The organism is Vibrio ruber DSM 16370 (assembly GCF_900163965.1).
Classification (GTDB): Bacteria; Pseudomonadota; Gammaproteobacteria; order Enterobacterales; family Vibrionaceae; genus Vibrio; species Vibrio ruber.
Genome location: NZ_FULE01000022.1, coordinates 1 through 20,980, shown reverse-complemented (window position 1 = coordinate 20,980; position 20,980 = coordinate 1). Strand labels below are relative to the sequence as shown.

Below are 20,980 nucleotides of genomic sequence, written 5' to 3'. Positions count from 1 at the left end.
TGCGATCAGCGGCAAAGTTCCTCCATCTGAAATGGCGTAATCGTTTGAGTTTTTAGTCCTTGATCTTCAATCAGAGCATGAGATGATGCATTGGTGTCTTCTCACAGACGACGGTTTCACCATAGAAACGTCGATCCGCAATGGTCTGATGCTTTTTCAAGGAGGAAATAATGCAGGGGTATTATATTAGTACAGATAAAAAGGCGCTTAACTTTGATGTTATCTATGCTTATTTATCAAAAAGTTACTGGTCTGAAGGGATTCCCGAGTCTGTACTTCGCAAAGCAATTGAAAATGCTTGTTGTTTTGGGGTGTATTTAGATTCCGGCGAGCAGGTTGGTTTCGCCAGGGTGATCACTGACCATGCTACTTTCGCTTATCTGGCGGATGTGTTTATTCTGGAAGCACACCGTGGGAAAGGATTAAGCAAATGGCTGATGGCAACGATCCTTGAAGCCCCTGACTTACAAGGGCTTCGGCGGTTCTTGCTGACGACAAAAGATGCGCATGGCCTCTATGCACAATATGGCTTTGCCCCTGTAGAGCATCCCGAAAGGTTGATGCACATCTGGTACCCCGATATATACTCAACAGCCTGACATTACACCGCGTCGTTTGCCTCGGGGAGTGTTTCGGCCTGTGAGTGTCTGCGAGACATAAACAGAACGACTTGTCCGGCGACTTTAACGTCGGACTCGTTGATGGTCAAAGCTGAACCATCAAAGTTTAATGCCAGTTGTTTACCCGGCAGACGTTGTAGCGTATTGATTGATAACAGCCCATCAACGTTAAGCAGGTAAGTACCGCTGACTGCACGGGTTGATTCCTGATCAACCAGATAAGTCGTATCGCCCTCACGAACCGCAATGACATTGGAAATCTCCAATTCATCTAAAAAGAACTGATCTAACGTCATTGTACCCCGATGATTGAGTTGCCCATTCTTCAACGCAAATAAATCAATATGTACCAGACGTTTAGGCTCATCATTCACATGATATTCATGAGCGGCTGCATTCGGATAGGGATCGCCTTCATCAAGCAGTAGCCATTTTAAAGAAATCCCCTTATGTAGATGTAATCTTATTGCCAGCTCATAAGGGCAGACATTTCGTTTATGCCATGTGGCGAAAGTCGATGTCGGGACGTTGAGCTGCTCGGACAGAGCGCGCGTACTTTTGACATTTAATATGTTGCATAGTTTTTCTGTGACCTGCTTCCCAGCAAGATAGTCAAAAGGCGGCAATGAAACTTGTTTTTTACTCATATGCGATCAATAATACTCTCAGATGAGCATGTTATGTAGAAAGGCAAGCCTGCATTACATGCTGAATAAACAATGACTTAACAGGATAACATGATGGCTTTGCTGCAAGTAGCCTTAAATACATTTTTTATGAAGTCACTCCATAAACTACGCATTTGAATCAATAGAATATTCAATTGCAATTTTCCTATGATGGAGAAATCCACAACCCCGTTTTGCACGAAACGATGCTGAATCGGTCGATGACGAAATTTTTTTCGTCTATCCCGGTCGTTGCTTTGCCCTCATTTGAGGGCTTTTTTCTTCAGCTCAGCTTCGGCAATCAATCATTGAATGACATTTTGTATTGGGAATGATGATGAGCAATGAATTCGATTTGGATATTGAAACGTCAGAGATCGTCACTGAGACGTCACGAAAACGTCCGATTTACTGGAAGCACTCACCGATATATTGGCCGGCACTCTCTTCGCATCAGGCTGCACGAGAAATTCCGCTGAAGTTTGTCTCTGATAAAGCTGATATCACAATCTTATCTCCGAATGAGTGGTGGGAATTTCTATCACTGCTATATAGCAGAAAGCATCAGCGGCGGCTTGAGCCAATCAACATAACACACCCTGATCCTGTTAGGTTATGTGAGGCGTTGGGCATTACAGCTTATGTGAGAACTTATAATCATGAGACGTACTTGGTATTACCGGGTTATCGGAAGCATCTTATGACTTTACTTTCCGGTGATTACTTCCGCCATCGACATCCGCAGATTTTGACGTTAGGGCTGGGAGCTTTAAGCATTGAAACCGATATTTCCTTAGCCACACATGTCATTGCATCGGTAGATATATTAATTGGTGAATCGTTACCGATGTTGCAATATCTGATCAATGACGAACAGCTGTTAAGTGAGTTAGGCCTTTGCCATGTATCACTTCTGGTTCAGTCAATTGTCACTGCCGGGGCATCACTCTCTCTGGAAGAGTCATTCCCTGTCTCACTCTGTGTCGGTTTGGGATTGGTGTTGGTCAGTGTTACTTCACCGGTATGGGAAACTGACCGTAAAGCGATTTTTTCACAGGCCATGGCGGATAAAATGTCAGAACTCGTGATTAGTGAGGCCGAACTACCGGAGTAGATTCCCACCTGTTATGCAAGCCGTCTGACTGAAAAAGTGATTAAATATTGTATTATTGTGATGATGCACCATACTTTATTCATACTAAAAGCAGTCAATGCTAAATTTTAGGGCTAGGAAGTTTATGGATCGTAATTCATAAAAATTCACTCTGATGGAAGCTCTGAAGTGATACAGAATAAAAAATTTCCCAAACTTTTTTTGCTTTATACTTTCTTGGTTGGTTTATTCCTATCATTGCTATCAACGCTTTATCAAGTTGAGTTACATGAAGTTGATACGAATATGATTAGTAATGCGACCAACCAAGTCTCCAGTGCTGAAAAAGCGCTTCAAAACGCTTTGAAATGGCGTGTGAGTGATATTAACTTTTTTGAGAGAACCCTGACTCATGCCGAGTATGATGCATCCGGGCATCTGAATACTGAAAAACTTGCATCATTATGGCAAAAATTCATTCAATCCCGGCGTGTTTATACTGAGGTAAAATGGGTTGATTTCTCCGGGCAGGAGCAAGTTAGAGTAAATTATAAACAGGGTCGGGTTTCTATCACCCGGGAAGAAAATCTAACCAATATTAGTCAGGCTTCTTATTTTAAAGATATTATGAAATTTCCTCGTGGGAAATTATTTATTTCATCTCTCAGTATTGATATGAAAGAGAGTGTGAACTCGATTGATGATGTGCCGGTTTTGATACTCGGAGAGAAAATACAAAAAGGAGTACATATCAAAGGAGTTTTGATTGTTAGTTATAAAGTCGATGATTTGCTAAGTCGTTTATTTAATATTAATGAAAACCTTTGGATTTCTAATAATTTGGGACAATGGTTTAAGATTGCTTCAGATAACTCACTCGAGAAATTATATCAGTTGAAATACCAGATTAAAATGCCAATCGACCACCTTCAAGTGTGGGAAAAAATCAGGACGGAAACCTCAGGAAAATTTATTGACGAGCATGAGTTTGGGGTCTTCAATACTTTATTAACTGTGGAAAAGAATGGCAAATTGCGTGGTACGAGATTTTATGTCAATACTTCAGCAAAGCAGTTATCTCATTATCCATGGAAAATTATCTATTATATTGAAAAAGATCAATTAGAACTCTTAAAAAAATCAATTCATCACTATCATATTGTGATGATAGGGGGCTTCTTTATTTTCTTTATCTTCTTTGGTTATTATATGTTCTCTATATATTTTAAATCACAGAAGACGATTAATAAGTTATTGATGGCAAATCAAATTATCGATGACTATGTCATTTATGCCACTGTGAATTTAGACGATCATCTTGAATCGGTTTCTGAGGCCTTTTGCCAAGTCTCAGGTTATACAGCCGAAGAACTACAGGGACAGTCATATGATCAACTTTTTCACCCGGATACATCTGAAGAGCTTGCGGTTGATATCAAAGAGAATATTTTGGCAGAACAATCCTGGAGCGGGGAGATCAAAAAGCTCAGTAAAACAGGAGAAGTATATTGGGTATTTGCTTGTATTGAACCGACTCTCGATGCCAACGCAAACCTGACAGGGTACACCACCGTGGAGCAGAATATTACCGATCGCAAGCATCTTGAAGTTCTGTCTGTCACTGATCGGCTGACCGGAATGCATAACCGGCTAAAATTAGATGAAACATTAGAGAAAGAAGTCTCCCGGGCGGATCGTCACCGGCATCCTTTATCGATTATTATGTTGGATATCGATGATTTTAAAGTTGTGAATGACACCTTCGGGCATCAGGTTGGTGATGACGTGTTATGCACCATTGCCGAGCTATTGAAAAGCCATGTGAGGAAGACGGATATCCCAGGGCGGTGGGGTGGAGAAGAGTTTATGGTTGTTTGCCCGGATACCGATCTTCATGGTGTGCATATTCTGGCAGAAAAAATTCGCCGGGTATTTATGAACCATGAATTTAATGTCGTGGGACGTTGTACCTGTAGTTTTGGTGTGGTGACCCGTACAGATAATGAAAATATCGAACAGCTGATAGAACGTGCTGATATGGCCTTGTATACAGCGAAAGACAAAGGTAAAAACAGAGTCGAGACCGGATGTGACCAAGGCGCCAAATGCGTCAGCATAGTACATCGTCAAGATACATAATATGGAGCATACAATAGGGCGCTTGATAGCAAGTGTTTTTGGGGCGGTTTAACGAAGCATCGTCGCAATATATCGATTTTCTTGTAATTTAAAAGCCACATATTTGTGAATGACCGTGTCAGAATGAATATGAAGGAGATAAAAAACACATTATGATCGGTTGACCATTGTGACTTTAAAATATAAAAATACCTCCATTTGAAAAACGAACCCAATAGAGTTTCGTACTTTGGCTTATCTTAATATGCGTGATAGATATTGCATTCACATTAATGATTCATGATGAAACTGGCGACACGATCAGTTCACAAAAAAACGTTGGCAGGAATAAATATGAAAAAGAATTATTCGGAATATTCCGAACAGGCAGTCAGGAATTTTATGGCTGATCTCTTTGAAATGTTCGATTCACAGATCAAGGAGAGTCAGGATCCCCGCGTCGAACTTGAGTTTTTCGGCGGAACCATCGAAATTCGCTTGCTCTCTTTTGAAGGCGTGTATAAACCCCAGCTTGTCGCTCTTACCGAGCAAGAGTCTTCCTGAGCATCCCGGTTGTATTGAAAGACTTCAGGAAGGAATGTCCTGAAGTCTTGTCTCTGAGATTTTGAACAAAGTTATGCTTTTGTTGACGGGCTTGATGTGGTTGCAATGATTTGTAATGCAGCCCGCAGTGCTGCCTGAAATTCAGCGAAATAGTAATCTTCGCCAATCTGGTGGATGATGCCAACTTTTTGTAATTTGTACGTGACACGCGCGTTTGCACCGGAGATCATCACCCGGATATTCCGGCGCCGGAAATCCTGAACCATCTCTTCCAGTGTCTGCAAGCCGGTCATGTCCATAAACGGCACCCATTTCAGGCGTAAGATCAGAATTTGCGGCTTGTCCGGGATGCTGTGCATGACGCGTTCAAAGGCATCGGCAGCGGCAAAGAAAAACGGACCTTCCAGCGCGTAAACCGCCAGTTCCGGTGGTAGTTGAGTGATCCCCTGACGCGCCAGCTCGTCAGCCAGTTCAACATTGGTACTGGCTTTGACTTCGACACTCATCGCCATGCGTTTGACAAAGTGCAAAACCGCAATGATCACCCCGATATTGACTGCGACAACCAGATCGGCAAAAACCGTCAGGAAGAAGGTAATCAGCAGAATCAAAACATCGGCTCTCGGTGCCCGTTTCAACAGTTTGATAAAGTGCCGGGCTTCACTCATATTCCACGCAACCACAAACAGAATAGCACTCAATGTTGCCAGTGGAATATTGACTGCCAGTGGAGCAAGCAGTAGCAAAATGATAATCAGGGTTGCAGCGTGTACCAACCCGGCCAGCGGGCTGTTGCCTCCGTTACGGATATTGGTGGCGGTTCGGGCGATGGCTCCGGTAGCAGCAATACCACCGAACAGAGGGGAAACCATATTGGCGATCCCCTGACCGATCAGTTCCTGATTTGAATTGTGCCGTGTCCCTGTCATCCCGTCAGCAACCACGGCGGACAAGAGTGATTCAATTGCCCCCAGCATCGCAATCGCAAAGGCAGGGCCGATTAACGGGATCAAGTCGGCAAGGCTTGCCTGTGGCAGCGTCACTGATGGTAACCCCTGAGGAATACCGCCAAACGCTGTCCCGATGGTGCGGATCCCATCCAGATGCAGGGTATTTTGTAACAGTGTCACGACCACCAACGCCAATAGCGGACCGGGAACTTTGGTCAGTTTAGGAATCTTTGGCCCGTAAATAACAATCACCAAAGATAACAGGGCGAGCCCGGTTGTTTGCCAGTTCAAGTGGGGCAAAGCGTGATAGATCGACAGCAGTTTCTGATGAAAGTGTTCACCATGAATTTGCGGCAAGCCGAAGAACTCCTGCCACTGTCCGACCCAGATAATGACACCGATACCGCTGGTAAAGCCAATAATCACCGGATCAGGAATAAACCGGATGATACTGCCGAGCTTGGTAATCCCCAGCAGCAGCAGAAAAACACCAGCCATCATGGTTGCGATTTGTAAGCCACTGATACCGTAGTCGTGGACGACACCGGACAACAACACGATAAAAGCGCCCGTCGGCCCGGCAATTTGAATCCGGGAGCCACCGAACAGCGAGACAAGAATGCCGGCAATGATAGCTGTATACAGGCCCTGTTCCGGTTTCACACCGGATGCAATTGCAAACGCCATCGCCAAAGGTAAAGCGACCACACCGACAATCACACCGGCACTGATATTTCGTAACCATTGAGAAGAATGAAAGAGTCCGGCTTTATAGGACTCATAGCAGGCAATCATGACAATAACCATTAAAAAAGAAAGGAGAACTGATCTTACAACGATGTTTTACACTGTAAAGAGTAACTAGTAATAATTTTATGATTTCGGTATAAAACCAAAACGGACAGCAAAAGAGACTCAACATAAACGCAACATAGTAATAACCGCTGCCGTTGATTGTTTAGCCTGAGGAATGAAGTGATGAAAATATCCGTTTTTAGCTCAAAAGCTTATGACCAAGCCTATTTTACCCAAGCCAATCAGGCGCATGGATTCGAGCTTGAGTTTTACGAAGTCCGGTTAGATAAAAAGACCGCCCGGCTCGCGCACAACAGCCCGGTCGTCTGTGCATTTGTCAATGATGATCTGTCTGAGCCTGTGCTACAGACTTTAGCTGCCAATGGCACCCGATTATTGGCGATGCGTTGTGCCGGTTATAACAATGTCGATCTGGAAGCCGCCAAAAAATATAACATCACCGTGGTACGTGTACCGGCATATTCTCCTGAAGCAGTGGCAGAGCATACTGTTGGTTTAATGATGACTCTCAATCGACGGATTCATAAAGCCTATCAGCGCACCCGTGATGCCAATTTTTCACTCGATGGATTAGTCGGGTTCAATATGCATGGTAAAACCGCCGGAATTATCGGGACGGGGAAGATCGGTGTGGCGACACTGAGAATTCTGAAAGGATTCGGCATGCGGTTATTGGTGCATGATCCTTATGAAAACCCCGCGGCTCTTGAGCTTGGTGCTGAATACGTCGATTTAGACACCTTACTGCAATCATCTGATGTGATTAGTCTGCACTGCCCGCTGTTCAAAGAGAACCACCATATGCTGGATGCTCAGGCTTTTGCCAAAATGAAAAAAGGCGTGATGATCATCAACACCAGCCGGGGCGCGTTACTCAATGCACTGGATGCGATTGAAGCCCTCAAACAAGGCGTTATTGGCTCTCTGGGGCTGGATGTGTACGAAGAAGAGCAAGAGCTGTTCTTTGAAGATAAATCCAACATTGTGATTACGGATGATGTGTTCCGCCGTCTATCGGCTTGCCATAACGTGCTGTTCACCGGCCATCAGGCATTTCTGACTAAAGAGGCATTGCTCTCCATTGCCAACACCACATTTGATAATGTGCATTGCTTTGAGCAAGGCGTGCTTAGTGGCAATGAGGTTGAGTAGTTTTGCAAAATAAAAACAGATTTGCATTTTAAGAATGGCATATGAGTTTTACTGTATTGCGAATAGGTTGATAATTATACGAATTATTTAAAATCAAATAGTTAAGCTAAAATTGAAAAGTTGGCACACATACTGCATTAGTTATAATGACCCTTATTAAGCCGAGGGTCACCTAGCCAACTGACGTTGTTAGTGAACCTAATTTGTTCATATTGATAGCCAATCACAATCTTTGTGGTTGGCTTTTTTTACACCTGTCACTGAAGGTTTTGTAAATCTCCCGACTGCAATCATCACAAACTCTATTGACATCCGACCCTCGTTCCCAGTAGAAATATTGTTCATATTTAAAATCAAGGCATTATCAACGTGACGATTGAATGGCAAACCCAACGGTTGAACATGAGACAAATCAATGCCACCGATTGGGATTTTTTTTACTTCCTGCAAACCGACCCGGCAACGATTCAATACAGCTTTAACCGCCGTACAGAGGCGCACATTCGGCAGCGATTCGAATCTCGTTTACCGCTGTGGACACCGACATCTGAGTTTTGGCTATGCCTGATGTTGCAAGAAATCGCCACTGATCGGCTTGTCGGACTCACCGGATTTTATTTGAATGATGGTGTGGCTGAGCTGGGTTATATGATTGCGCCGCACGATACGGGGAAGGGATATGCAACCGAGTCTTTAAATGGTTTGCTGGAATTTGCCGACTACTGCGGGATTTACCGCTTTCAAGCCAATGTCACCGCGGGGAATCATGCCTCTGAACGGGTGTTGTTAAAATGCGGTTTTCACTGTGACGAAGTCGTCGAGAAAGATGTCGAAATCGGTGGCACGCTGTATGACGACCTGATTTATAGAAAAGTGAGCAGTGGCTGACACCTGCATTGTGCTCAACAGGTCAGTTGATTTAACCGTATAAGGCGTGAGATGCGGTGAAATAAGAGAGCGAGTATTCCTCGCTCTCTCTCTGGGTTGCCTGAGCGCGTTGCTTGAACGCTGCGCGGCTGAGTTCAATTCACTGCTTAGTCCATTTCACTCATGGCTGTTTTTCCGGCAATGCGGCCGAAAGTAAAGATATCTGCCAGTGCATTACCGCCAAGACGGTTGCCCGCATGAATCCCACCGGCGACTTCACCCGCAGCATACAGGTGCTTGATTGGTCGGTTGTTTTCATTCAGAACTCGCGTGGCGGTATCAATCTTAAGCCCGCCCATTGTATGGTGAACGGCCGGTTGTCTGGGCGTGGCATAGAACGGTGCTTTTTCCACTTTCAGGCTAAAGGTATCCTTGTGGAATTCAGGATCGTGTCCTGCCTCGACATAGCGATTGTATTTGTTGATGGTCTCGACTAATACATCGGGCTCCATGCCCACCTGAACGGCCAGTTCTTCAAGAGTATCGGCTCTGAACAGCGTTCCCGCTTCGACTTGACGGTCAATTTTCTCCTGACTGGTGTTTGCCGCGGTTTTCTTAATCTCATCATCTGCAATCAGATAGAAGAGCCCGCCTTCTGCCAATGCTGCTTTGGTTAATACATCTCGTCCGGCAAATTCATTAACGAACCGTTTCCCTTGTTGATTGACAATGACGAAGTTCTCCGGTGGCACCTGAAGCCCGCTGAAGAGTTCACCGGTATTCGGATCTGCGACGGGCATCATCTGCGTGAAGCCCATACCGATTAAACCTGCACCGACGGACTGACCCAGCACAATGCCGTCTCCGGTCATCGCATAGGAGTTGGTGGTTTTGATATCGTCAGCAATGTGGCTCCAGTATGTGTTGTATTGTTGAAGCATCTTAGTATTGGCACCAAAACCGCCACTGGCCAGCACAACCGCTTTAGCATGAATTGTGATCTTCTGGCCGTTGACACCGGTCGCAATCACCCCTTTGATTTCACCGTCTTCGATGAGAAATTCTTTGGCCGGACTATCGGTCAGAATGGTGCCTGACATCGATTCAATATAGCGGCTTAAGGCAAGAATAAAGGCCGTTCCGTATCGTTTGACGGGCTTGTGTCCGCGTCGCCACAGGGCACCGACCGGTGCAAACACCACCTCTTTGTCATACTCAACTCCGATCTCTTCCAGCCACTGCACACTTTCCAGCGCATGGTCGGTTAAGATTTTCACCAGATCGTATTGTCCATAGATGCTGTTGCCTTCAAGGTCAGTCCGCTTCCCGCCGAAATAAGTCTGCATTCTGTGCAGTAGTGGTGAATCAAACAGATAGCCTTTTTGATCACCGAACTGCTGCTGATAGGCCGCGAATTCTTCTTTCAGCGCTCTGAAATCAGCCAGATATTCCGGGTGAATCTCGCTTTCATCGGTGCTTAACAGCGCTTCAATGGTATGTCTTTCCCCCGGGTTCTCGTCGAAAGTACGCTGCCATTCCGGGTCGGCAGCATTAATCGGCCCACCGGTACGAATGGTGTTGCCACCAACGGCCGGGAATTTTTCCAGCACAATCGCATTTTTACCGGCCTGTAAAACCGTTGCTGCGGCACTCAAACCGGCACCGCCGCCGCCAATCACCACCACATCACAGCTGTATTCTTCATCGTCACGATTCAGGCTGCTGGCCGGTTTGGGCCGTTTTTTCAGGATATCCGGGTTCACGCCCGCCAGTTTCACGGCTTTGGCAACCCCATCAATCACGGCATGACTGGTTTCAGATGCGCCTGACAGGGCATCCACGTTCAGCGTTTGCCCCTCGATGATCTTGTCCGGGATGCGGACAAATACTACATCGGCCAATCCTTCTGTCTCACCGGCAGTGTCGATATGAATACTTTCGATTTTCTTCTCACTGAAGGAAACCTGCATCGGCAGCGCACCACCGTGACCCAAAGCATGGACTTCATAAGTCCCCGGTGCGAAAGAGAAGTCTTCTTCTACATTCAGTTGGTTTGAGATCTTGGCAAAGCGCATAAATCTGAAAAAACAGATTTCTAAGAAGTCGATGGTTGCTTCGTTGTTCAACTGACCCTTGTCATCAAAGGCTTGATGAGCATTGCCCAGTAAGAATTCGTAACCCGGCATCACATTGGCGTTGACGCCCGGGGCATCCAATATCTGACGCAGGTGCAACTGCGCCCGGGACGAGCCTTGGGCATCAATCGACGCGCCGAGAATCATGACCGGCTTGCCATCCAGCGGGTGAAGTTCGTAGCTGAGCCATTCAAGCACGCTTTTCAGGCTTGACGGAATCGAGTGGTTATATTCGGGGGTCGCAATAATCACGCCGTCACTGGCGATAATTTTTTGATTGATTTCCAAGAGCTGTGGGTTGGTCGACGGCTGGTCTTGGTTGAACATGGGGACTTGGTCGATTTCCAACAGTTCAATGTCTGCTTTGTCCTTGAAATGCGCTTGCATAAACTGCAGCAGTGTCCGGTTGTAGGACTTTGGCGATGTCGTGCCGACGATTGCTGTAAATTTCATTGCTCTCATGCCTCCCGGGTTTGCCAAGCGTATTTTTTATCTTTTTTGATGATGGTTCTCTCTGATAAGAGTTTGGTTATCATCTCGGTAAACAGCACAAACTCTCTGAAAATCTCATCCAGTTCAGCCAGCTTATGTTCATCAATTAATTGGCCGCTGCGATTAAAGGCAGCTTGTGATTTTCCGAGCAGAAATTCGCTGCTGGGCATCAGGCGTGCGGCGAGTTCCGGGGAGTCAAGAATCTGGCGAAGATGGGCTTGAGCGCGTGAAGAGCCGAGTGCGCCGTGAGACGCGCCGACGATTAAAACCGGCTTGTCGGTGAGTGCCTGACTGGTATAACTGATCCATTCCAATGCACTTTTTAACACCGCCGGAATGGCGTGATCATACTCCGGGGTGGCAATAATCACGCCATCTGCCTGACGAATCTTGTCAGATAAGCTGGTGACTTCTTGAGGCACTTGGTCATCGTCCGCTTCATAAAAAGCAGGCAAATCTCTGATCTCATAGAGTTCCAGTTGCGCTTGCGCTTGAAAGTGCCGTTGCATGAATTGCAGTAGCATACGGTTTGTTGACACTTCTGAATTCGTGCCAACGATAGCTAAGTAGTTCATATCCGGTGGATTCCTATACTGTTAAAAACCATATTTAATATCTGGATATTGTTTTAACACAGTATGAAAAATCTATCTAATAGCTATATATTCATCCTTAATAAGTAATTTGTTATCATGGCTGGGTTGTTGCGCAGAACCGGGGACGAGATGTCAAAATATCACAATCAACACACCTTATATTATATTGATGCGTTGCTTAAATTTAGCAATTACAGCAAGGCAGCAGAGTCCCTTTACATCTCTCAACCCTATCTGACGCAAGTGATTAAACGGATCGAAAGTGAATTGAATTGTCAGATCATCAATCGCAGTGAGCTGCCCTACCGTTTAACCGAGCAGGGAAAGATTTACTATGACTATCTTGGCTCGCTCGATACGGTGCACGCCAATATGCGCAGGCAAATTGCCGCCATCACTGACAAGGATAAGCAAACCATCAAAATCGGGATCTTAACCAGTATTGGGACGTACCTGATCCCGCTGTTTTTACCCAAATTTCTGGAACGCTATCCTGATTGTCAAATCGAGCTGGTGGAAGATATCCCGGAAAACAATGAGAAGCGCCTGCTAAAGGGTGAAGTGGACTTTTGGATCGGGCAGAACGCAAGCAGTATTGCGCCCAATCTGCTTGCTGTGTCATGGGGCAAGCATGGTTATTTTGCCGTGATTCCCAAATCCTGCGATCTTTATCAGGCCGGTATGGCCACGATTGCTCCGGGCAGTATTGAGATGGACGATTTATTACGGCAAAAGTTTGTCTTAACCGCGAAAGGGTCAGCCATCAGAGCGCAGGTGGATCATCTGTTCAGTATTTACAAAATCAAGCCCGATATTGTGTTAGAAAGCAGAGAAATTGCCACCGTCAAACATCTTGCCATGGCCGGCTGCGGGATCACGTTTGTGCCTGAAAGCCTGACCATCGCGCCTTGCCCTGAGCAGTACAATATTTATCCGTTGCCGATTGACCAATTGAATTTAGATTATTTCATCGCACATCACAGCAGCAGGGCGCTTTCTGTGATGGAGCAAGGGCTGGTGGATTCATTCTTACGTAACAAAGACACCGCGACATACTGACGGGATGAAAAGGAAAAGACATGACTGAAGGCTCACAAGAAATTCAGCTGATGGGAACCACCATTCGCCTTTACTTTAAAGGTCATCAGGCGGAACAGCGGTTAAATCAGGCGGTTTCCATGTTGAGGCGCTATGAGGCAGTCTTTAGCGCCAACAGCGAGCAGTCTCAACTGTTTGCATTGAAAAATGCCGCCGTGAATCAACCTGTTGTCGTTGACCATGATTTGTATGAATTAATCAAGATCGGTAAGCAGCACAGCCTTGATGCCGATAGCTTTTTAAACATTGCGATTGGCCCGTTGATTAAGCTGTGGCGAATTGGGTTTGCCGAAGCAAGGGTGCCTGACCCAGCCGAAATACAGCAGGTATTGGAGCGCTTAAATCCTGCGGATATTGTGCTGAACGATGCACAACGATCGGTCTGTTTTACCAAGCCCGGTCTGGAAATCGATCTGGGTGCGATTGCGAAGGGATATTTCAGCGATCAAATCATGGCTTTCTTCAAAGAAAAGCAGCCCGTCTCCGCCATGATTGATATTGGTGGCAATCTGCTGGTGTATGGTGAATCCCCGAAGCATCATCTCGATTGGGATGTGGGTATCCAGAATCCCTTTTTACCCCGGGGTCACTGTGTTGCCACGGTGAAGATCAGAAATCAGTCCGTCGTCACTTCCGGGATCTACGAGAGAACCTTTCAATATCATGGCAATCGTTACCACCATATTTTTGACAGCCACAGTGGTTATCCGGTCGATAACAATGTGGCTTCTTTAAGCATTATTTCGGATCACTCGTTGGACTGTGACATCTATACCACCAAACTCTTTGGCTTAGATGCCAGACGCATTTTAACCACCGTTAACCAGATTGACGGTATGGAAGCAATCGTGATCACCGGAGACGGGCAATTTGCCACGACGCCGAATCTGAGAGATAAGGTCACTATGGCTTAGTTACAAATGGCGTAGTTAAACATGACATCGTTACAAATGACATCGTTACAAATGGGATAGTTAAAATATGCGGCTATGTTACTATCGAGCCTATTGCCGCAGGCGTGGAAGGAAAACGGCACAGCATGGGGCCGCAATCACACAAGCAATTCTGATATATTCAAAGCAAATTACAGCGCCAAGTGATCAACTTACACTGAGGTGAATCGCCATGAAACAGAATCCTCTGACCTCCCGTTTAAATATACATCCAATCATTCAGGCACCGATGGCGGGAATCTCTACGCCTTCATTAGCCGCCGCTGTCTCAAATGCCGGTGCTTTGGGCTCTATTGCGCTGGGTGCAAGCGACGTTCATCAAGCCGATATTCTGCTCAAAGAGACAAAAAAACTGACGACTCAACCATTCAATGTCAATCTATTCTGTCACAAACAGCCGGAGCGGGATCAGCACAAAGAAGCACGATGGTTAGATTTTATCAGCCCTCTTTTCAAAGCGTTAGGCGCTGAACCACCCAGCGCTTTAAATGAGATATATCAAAGCTTCATACTCGATACAGAGATGTTTTTGCTACTACTCAAACATAAACCCCGGGTGATTAGTTTTCACTTTGGGCTGCCGCCAGCAGAGTGGATTAAGAGATTGAAGGAAGAAGGTATCTTTCTGATAGCGACGGCCACCAACCTGCAAGAAGCAAAACACATTGAAACACTCGGTGTAAACGCGATAGTCGCGCAAGGCATTGAAGCCGGAGGGCACCGGGGGACGTTTGATTCCACCCTATCTGATACCGACATCGAAGACGACAAACTGAGCACGGCTGATTTGGTCAGTCTTTTAGTCGCCAATGTTTCTGTACCGATTATTGCTGCCGGTGGCATTATGAACGGCAAACATATCAACCATTTTATGACGCTGGGCGCTTCTGCTGCACAGCTCGGTACAGCATTTATCACCTGCCCGGAATCCGCTGCAAGCCAAAAGAATCGCGATATGCTACTCAGTGAGCGGAATCAAGAAACTATTTTAATTGAGGGGATATCAGGCAGAGCGGCCAGAGGCCTGTGCAACAAGTTTACTTCATTTCTGGAATCTGCTCATGCGCCTAGTGTACCGGACTATCCATTAGCATACGATGTCGCCAAAAAGCTATCGTTTGCCGCACTCAACCAGGGAACAGATGAATATACCGCCTATTGGGCCGGGCAGGGCGCCCCTTTGATTCGGGAACTCACCGCCAAACAACTCGTAGAAGTTCTTATTTTAGAAATGAACGGTTGAAAATATTACCCAAGGTATTTTAGATGGACAAGTGCTGCCAGACGTTGTTTGTTTGATAACGGTTCTGGCGTGATACGTAAGGAAAATAAAGTGGTAAAAATTCGTGAAATGAAAATCGCGGACTATGACGAAGTAATCGCTCTTTGGGAGCAAACGGAAGGCATGAGCATTCGGGATGTGGACTCAAGAGAAAATATTGCACGCTATTTAGAGCGCAATCCTGATTTAAGCTTTGTTGCAGAAATTAATCATGAAATTGTTGGTGCTGTATTGGTTGGTACAGATGGACGTAGAGGCTATCTACAACATCTGGCGGTATCACCGCATTTTCGGGGGAAAAAGTTAGGTCGTGAATTAGTAAACCAAGCCATCAATTCTCTCGCTAAGATTGATATCCCGAAGACTCATTTATTTGTGTATAACGACAATATCAATGCCCAACAGTTTTATGAGAGGCTAGGTTGGTTCGCCAGAGATGAAGTTCGAATGTACTCATTCAACAGTTCGAGTAATAGCAACGTCTAGTGCACTGGGTATCACAACCGATCAAGGCATCGACATCCTTTTCCTAATCTGACGGAAGCGTTCCAGATCACTGGCACGCTTTCGTCTACATCAGCTAACTAATGCTTCCCCGCTCGCAAAATCTCATACTTTTTTCATACTTTTATCGAAATAAAACCTGATAGCCTGTGAATGCACTGGCAAAATTCAGTGCCGGGATTAGGAACCCTGTCTTTTCTTCACAAGACATGTAAAATGCCAGCTTTGCTGAGGTTTTCATGTAACTTCAGCACACCTGAATTATGGTGGGCTGGATAGGGGCGCTTTGGCGCACCGTTTCTTGTGAGCGGTAGTTCCTAAACCTGTTCAGTTCACCACTCAAAGATTAGGAACCTTTGTGTGGTGAGATATCATCCATCACAAGAAGAGGTGACAACCTATGTACGAAACCATTCCTTACAACCACGAATTTGCCCAGAAATCCCGTGAATATCTGCGTCAGTTAGAAGAAATCTTTGAAGCCGAACAGCGGCACAATAGTCAAGAGCTGCGCAATGTGCTGCTGTATCTGAATAACCTGATTACCACCCATTACGTGCGCTACCATCAAGAGATTGACGGGGAACATTTGGTGTAGTTATTGGTGATTTAGATTTCGAGCCGCAATTGCGGCTCGTTTTAGAAGGGGGGCTTTGTTTCAGTTCAGAATTGAGTTTGAAGGCTAGTTCAGTTATCACCTCTCATGATCACGGATAACGACGATGGAAACTAACCAGCTTGCTAAATCAACGAACCGAAAATACTTTTGTCGTGGTCAACAACAATTAAGCACGGTTTTATTTAGAGCTTTTCCAATATCATTGTTCTGACTTATCTATCTCAGTATCACCTATCTGTCAGTGATATGCATTCAGGTTTAAATATTTCCAAATTGCCATTAGTTGCATATTTATTTAACAATAATTATTTAAGTGACAAGGATGCATGATGGCAAAGGCAGTTAGAGTTGGAGATACAGGTACTGATCACGATGGTTTCCCTCCTACGCCAGTGACTGCTGGCTCACCTGACGTGAAATTTGATGGTATTCCTGCGGCGAGAGTCGGTGATCCTCTGGCACCTCACAGCAAGCCCAAACATCCTCCACATAATCGTAGTATTGCCTCAGGCTCTTCTACGGTTTCTATTAATGGGAAATCTGCTGCAATCACTGGGGGTGATATCAGTTGCGGTGGTGTTACCATCGGTGGGGGCACAGTTAACATCGGAGATGTTCCATCTACCGGAGGTGGCGGTGCTGCTCCACTGAATGTGGTTGCTACTAAGACCATTACCTCTGTTTACTTTTCTTATGGGCCTGATTGCCAGCTCATTTCAGGAGCTTCACGTCACTATACTGATATTAATGTTCATGCGAAAACAAGTGGTTATCTTCCCGGTGAAACTGTTTCCATCACACTATCTGGACCAGTCAATAAAACCGTTTCTGGCTATGTCGATGGAAACGGTGAAGTTTGCATAATAAATGCTCTGAAAGGTACTCGCTTGGAATTTGAAGGGAAGAACATGTGATGGGAAGTTTAACGGCAAGTGCTGGAAACTCAGTAACGACAGTAGATATCAAGCGACCTAGATTTTCCGATTTATGGTCTGCCTACTCTGAGGTTGGCTTCATGTCTGCTCCAAAAGTGTATGAGCTAGTGGGTGGGAGAGTCTTGGAGCTATATCTTTCTGATAGTGAAAGTTACGCGAATGCCTGCGCACTAAGGATGAGTCGTGGTTTTAACTATGGGGGTTTTCTTGTTCCAAGTGGCACAATTATTGAGACCTATCCGATATATCGCGTCCGAGGTGCTGATAATAAAATCTACATCCTTCGAGTCAAAGATTTAGTCAAGTATATTGAATTTAATTGGGGTAAGCCCGAATACGATATGAACCCTTCTGATATATCATCGATATCTGGTAAAAAGGGATTAATTATTACTGAAGTCAGCGGATGGAACGATGCTTATGGGCATGCAACACTTTGGGATGGCTCATCTACAGGGGATGGAAGCCGCTATCACGAGTTGGATTACTATAAAGAACACTATAATGGGGCTGTTATCCCCACAAGGGTAATGTTATGGGAATTAAAAGACTAATCTATCCTCTGCTTTTCGCGGTGCTATTTTTTTCAGTAGGGTGTGTCGCATCTTTCGAGACCTTGAATAAGCAAGTGCTTGATGCCAGGAATAAATTAAAAGATTATGCTCTGGTCTCTTGTCTGATTGCAATTGATCCTGATAGCAAGCTGGGGAAAGACTTAAAATATAGTAAACGCGCGCTCTCTTTTATGGGCAAGGGTGAGTATATGATTGTTCAAAATGAAGAGACGCTTGAAACGGAACACGATCCATATGCTGAGGCGGTGAGCGTTTTGGTTGGTGAGGCTAAGCAATCTCGTGGTTATATGAAAAATGGTGAGATATCTGAAAGTTATGGGTGTTTTAATGCTTATCAATCAAAAAATTTCAATGAATTCATTGCTGGGCAAGATGCGTTTATAACCGCAAAATAGTGCTCCCAAAGAATTAATCCAGAATTTCTTCATCATCTAAAGCCGCGCTCAAACAAGACGTGGCTTTTTTGTTGCGCATAGTTCAGATATACCAACGAGCATCAACTGCGATAGCTGCATGGCTGTCGTTTTTTTGTAAAGAATGGCAGGGGAGGTCAAGCTTACAGCGACTGTAGCCAATGCTTCCCAGCTCGCAAAATCTCATACTTTTTTCATACTTTTATCGAAATAAAACCTGATAGCCTGTGAATGCACTGGCAAAATTCAGTGCCGGGATTGAGACCCCTGTATTTTCTTCACAAGACATGTAAAACTCCAGCTTTGCTGAGGTTTTCATGTAACTTCAGCACACCTGAATTATGGTGGGCTGGATAGGGGCGCTTTGGCGCACCGTTTCTTGTGAGCGGCTGTCTCAAACCTGTCCAGTTCGCCACCCAAAGTTTGAGACCTTTGTGTGGTGAGATATCATCCATCACAAGAAGAGGTGACAACCTATGTACGAAACCATTCCTTACAACCACGAATTTGCCCAGAAATCCCGTGAATATCTGCGTCAGTTAGAAGAAATCTTTGAAGCCGAACAGCGGCACAATAGTCAAGAGCTGCGCAATGTGCTGCTGTATCTGAATAACCTGATTACCACCCATTATGTGCGCTACCATCAAGAGATTGACGGGGAACATTTGGTGTAGTTATTGGTGATTTAGATTTCGAGCCGCAATTGCGGCTCGTTTTAGAAGAGGGTTTGTGGTATTCCGATAATAGACTGGAACTTACTAGGGGTACTTTTCTTAACTTGAACGCAAAAACAAAGTATATACTTATACTGCCTATAACTGTAATAAGTATTTACTTAAGTATCATTTCTATAAATAAGTCATGGGTTATACTGCCTTTACCTGTAATAACTAACCACTTGTTGATTTTCTGATAAGTGGTGACTTATACTGCCTATAAGAGTAATAACTATAGACTTAAAACTATGAGACAAGAATTAGCGATTAGCAGACTTAACGAGCTGGATTCAAAGGGTCGTTATGTCTTTTTGCACCGAGATTTAGCCAAAATTTTTCACGAAGATTCCCCCCGTTCATTGAACGATAGCCTAGCTCGCCTGGTAAAAACAGGATTACTAGAGCGACCAGCGAGAGGGGTCTACGTATATGGCTTATCAAAAAACAAAAACACCTCAAAGACCATTGAGCTTATTGCTACCGCTCTAAGAAGAGGCGAGTACAACTACGTAAGCCTTGAGTCGGCATTGTCTTCTTATGGGGTTATTTCTCAAATCCCAGTAGACAGACTTACCTTGATGACAACAGGGGCCAAGGGAACGTACAAGACAGATTACGGAGTAATCGAGTTCACCCATACAAAACGCTCAGTTTCAGATATTTTAAGTCAGGTGATCAACACCGATAGGCCGCTTAGGGTTGCATCAAAGGTTGCCGCATTAAGAGATTTGAAGCGTGTGGGTCGTAATACACATTTGATTGATATGGATGCAATGACACATGACTAAGACGAAAGAAGATTTTGATGCGCTAGTGGAGATGGCGCTCGCTCAGGGTGGCACAAAGGATATGCGCCCTGTAATTGAGAAGGAACTCCTTCATTACGACATCTTGTTTGCACTAGATGAATCGAAGTTGCTAGATCGGCTAGTTTTTCAAGGCGGGACTTCTTTACGTCTATGTAGAGGCTCCAACCGATATAGTGAAGACTTGGATTTCGCTGGCGGGAAAGATTTCAGTAGCAAAATGTTAATTGAAATGAAGGAGGTAATTGAAAAATACATCGGTGAACGTTACGGGCTTGAGGTTACAGTCAAGGAGCCAAGCTCGCTTAAGCAAGATCCGAAGTATGCTGAGCTGAATATTGATAAATGGCAAATTGCGGTAGTGACTTCACCGGGGCAAAAACACTTAGCTAAACAGAGAATTAAACTAGAGATAGCAAATATCCCTGCCTACACCAAGGAGCCATTACCTCTAGGTAAGAACTATGATTTTCTTCCGGATGGTTACTCATCAACATTAATTTACACGGAAACCCTTGATGAAGTTATGGCTGATAAAATTATTTCCCTCCCTGCTACACAGAAATATATCAGGTATAGAGATGTTTGGGATCTGGTGTTTTTGAAGCGAAATGGTGCCGTGCTGAATATTGATTTGGTGCGCCAGAAAATCGAAGACTACAAGCTCGAAGGCTTTAAGGACATGCTAGATGCTCGCATCTCTTCACTTAAAGAGATTGTGTACGGTGAAGAGTTTTCAAAAGAGATGGAGCGATTCTTGGCTAGAGAGACCTTTTGTAGTGGTCAACTAAAATTGGCCACGGTTTTAGAGTTTTTCCAATATAGTCGTTCAGACTCATTGGGTGTCAGCCCACCATTATATTGATGGGGCCTAAGTTGGCTGTAATAACCTGTGATGTAACGAGTTATATGCTGTCTTGCTTCGCTAAAACTCCTATAACCCGACACCGGTATCCATTCTGTCTTTAGACTTCTGAAGAACCGCTCCATCGGGCTATTGTCCCAACA

At 44.9% G+C, this 20,980-nt stretch carries 22 protein-coding genes; 17 read left to right on the top strand and 5 right to left on the bottom strand.

The annotated features are described in order from the left end of the window. The first annotated feature begins 170 nt into the window (after positions 1-170). Entirely contained in the window at positions 171-599 is a 429-nt protein-coding gene (locus tag VR7878_RS07925) for a GNAT family N-acetyltransferase (RefSeq protein WP_077335014.1), read from the top strand. Between the two features lie 2 nt (positions 600-601). On the opposite strand, the gene VR7878_RS07920 is transcribed toward VR7878_RS07925, so the two are convergent. Then, entirely contained in the window at positions 602-1,267 is a 666-nt protein-coding gene (locus VR7878_RS07920; RefSeq protein WP_077335012.1) for a phage repressor protein CI, read from the bottom strand. Positions 1,268-1,625: 358 nt separating this feature from the next. Between VR7878_RS07920 and VR7878_RS07915 the strand changes: the two genes are divergently transcribed. The 3 genes from VR7878_RS07915 (at position 1,626) to VR7878_RS07905 (ending at position 5,063) form a co-directional block, all read left to right on the top strand. Further along, positions 1,626-2,402 carry a hypothetical protein gene (locus tag VR7878_RS07915; RefSeq protein ID WP_139344052.1) on the top strand — a complete coding sequence of 259 codons (777 nt, stop codon included), beginning with the start codon at positions 1,626-1,628 and terminating at the stop codon, positions 2,400-2,402. A 285-nt stretch (positions 2,403-2,687) separates the two neighbouring features. Next, positions 2,688-4,520 (top strand): sensor domain-containing diguanylate cyclase, encoded by a 1,833-nt coding sequence (locus VR7878_RS07910; protein ID WP_139344051.1) that lies wholly within the window; start codon positions 2,688-2,690, stop codon positions 4,518-4,520. Positions 4,521-4,853: 333 nt separating this feature from the next. Further along, entirely contained in the window at positions 4,854-5,063 is a 210-nt protein-coding gene (locus VR7878_RS07905; RefSeq protein WP_139344050.1) for a hypothetical protein, read from the top strand. Positions 5,064-5,134: 71 nt separating this feature from the next. Here the strand turns inward: VR7878_RS07905 and VR7878_RS07900 are convergent, their stop codons facing one another. After that, entirely contained in the window at positions 5,135-6,808 is a 1,674-nt protein-coding gene (locus tag VR7878_RS07900) for a SulP family inorganic anion transporter (protein ID WP_077335080.1), read from the bottom strand. A gap of 180 nt (positions 6,809-6,988) precedes the next feature. Between VR7878_RS07900 and VR7878_RS07895 the strand changes: the two genes are divergently transcribed. Further along, positions 6,989-7,981, top strand: coding sequence for a 2-hydroxyacid dehydrogenase (locus tag VR7878_RS07895; RefSeq protein WP_306345798.1), 993 nt, complete (start codon positions 6,989-6,991; stop codon positions 7,979-7,981). Positions 7,982-8,350: 369 nt separating this feature from the next. Next, entirely contained in the window at positions 8,351-8,869 is a 519-nt protein-coding gene (locus tag VR7878_RS07890; RefSeq protein ID WP_139344049.1) for a GNAT family N-acetyltransferase, read from the top strand. A 146-nt stretch (positions 8,870-9,015) separates the two neighbouring features. Here the strand turns inward: VR7878_RS07890 and VR7878_RS07885 are convergent, their stop codons facing one another. Then, positions 9,016-11,436: a flavocytochrome c gene (locus tag VR7878_RS07885; RefSeq protein WP_077335000.1), complete on the bottom strand. Its 2,421-nt coding sequence runs from the start codon at positions 11,434-11,436 to the stop codon at positions 9,016-9,018. Between the two features lie 5 nt (positions 11,437-11,441). Further along, positions 11,442-12,050 (bottom strand): NADPH-dependent FMN reductase, encoded by a 609-nt coding sequence (locus tag VR7878_RS07880; RefSeq protein WP_077334998.1) that lies wholly within the window; start codon positions 12,048-12,050, stop codon positions 11,442-11,444. 150 nt (positions 12,051-12,200) lie between these two features. On the opposite strand from VR7878_RS07880, the gene VR7878_RS07875 reads away from it, so the two are divergent. The 11 genes from VR7878_RS07875 (at position 12,201) to VR7878_RS07825 (ending at position 20,837) form a co-directional block, all read left to right on the top strand. Beyond that, positions 12,201-13,130, top strand: a complete 930-nt coding sequence (locus tag VR7878_RS07875; protein WP_077335078.1) for a LysR family transcriptional regulator — start codon at positions 12,201-12,203, stop codon at positions 13,128-13,130. Between the two features lie 20 nt (positions 13,131-13,150). After that, positions 13,151-14,083, top strand: coding sequence for an FAD:protein FMN transferase (locus VR7878_RS07870; RefSeq protein ID WP_077334996.1), 933 nt, complete (start codon positions 13,151-13,153; stop codon positions 14,081-14,083). 211 nt (positions 14,084-14,294) lie between these two features. Further along, positions 14,295-15,365 (top strand): NAD(P)H-dependent flavin oxidoreductase, encoded by a 1,071-nt coding sequence (locus VR7878_RS07865; protein WP_077334994.1) that lies wholly within the window; start codon positions 14,295-14,297, stop codon positions 15,363-15,365. A gap of 90 nt (positions 15,366-15,455) precedes the next feature. Then, the gene (locus VR7878_RS07860) at positions 15,456-15,890 is read left to right on the top strand and encodes a GNAT family N-acetyltransferase (RefSeq protein ID WP_038181401.1); all 435 of its coding nucleotides are present in this window, start codon (positions 15,456-15,458) and stop codon (positions 15,888-15,890) included. A gap of 418 nt (positions 15,891-16,308) precedes the next feature. Next, the gene (locus tag VR7878_RS07855) at positions 16,309-16,506 is read left to right on the top strand and encodes a hypothetical protein (RefSeq protein WP_077334990.1); all 198 of its coding nucleotides are present in this window, start codon (positions 16,309-16,311) and stop codon (positions 16,504-16,506) included. A 350-nt stretch (positions 16,507-16,856) separates the two neighbouring features. After that, complete coding sequence (locus tag VR7878_RS21595) at positions 16,857-17,441, top strand: type VI secretion system PAAR protein (RefSeq protein WP_370737074.1); 585 nt, start codon at positions 16,857-16,859, stop codon at positions 17,439-17,441. Further along, on the top strand, positions 17,441-18,016 hold the full coding sequence (locus VR7878_RS07845; protein ID WP_077334992.1) for a type VI secretion system amidase effector protein Tae4: 576 nt from the start codon (positions 17,441-17,443) through the stop codon (positions 18,014-18,016). Before VR7878_RS21595 ends, VR7878_RS07845 begins: the two co-directional genes overlap by 1 nt. Further along, a complete protein-coding gene (locus VR7878_RS07840; RefSeq protein ID WP_235862860.1) occupies positions 17,998-18,432 on the top strand; it encodes a hypothetical protein in 435 nt (144 codons plus the stop codon). Before VR7878_RS07845 ends, VR7878_RS07840 begins: the two co-directional genes overlap by 19 nt. 494 nt (positions 18,433-18,926) lie before the next feature. Beyond that, positions 18,927-19,124: a hypothetical protein gene (locus VR7878_RS07835; protein WP_077334990.1), complete on the top strand. Its 198-nt coding sequence runs from the start codon at positions 18,927-18,929 to the stop codon at positions 19,122-19,124. A gap of 290 nt (positions 19,125-19,414) precedes the next feature. Next, positions 19,415-19,954, top strand: coding sequence for a type IV toxin-antitoxin system AbiEi family antitoxin (abiEi, locus tag VR7878_RS07830; protein ID WP_077334988.1), 540 nt, complete (start codon positions 19,415-19,417; stop codon positions 19,952-19,954). Beyond that, a complete protein-coding gene (locus VR7878_RS07825; protein ID WP_077334986.1) occupies positions 19,947-20,837 on the top strand; it encodes a nucleotidyl transferase AbiEii/AbiGii toxin family protein in 891 nt (296 codons plus the stop codon). The genes abiEi and VR7878_RS07825 overlap by 8 nt, the downstream gene beginning before the upstream one ends. Here the strand turns inward: VR7878_RS07825 and VR7878_RS07820 are convergent. Beyond that, the coding region (locus tag VR7878_RS07820) for an integrase core domain-containing protein (RefSeq protein ID WP_139343959.1) at positions 20,756-20,980 on the bottom strand (225 nt) is incomplete at its 5' end. The genes VR7878_RS07825 and VR7878_RS07820 overlap by 82 nt on opposite strands.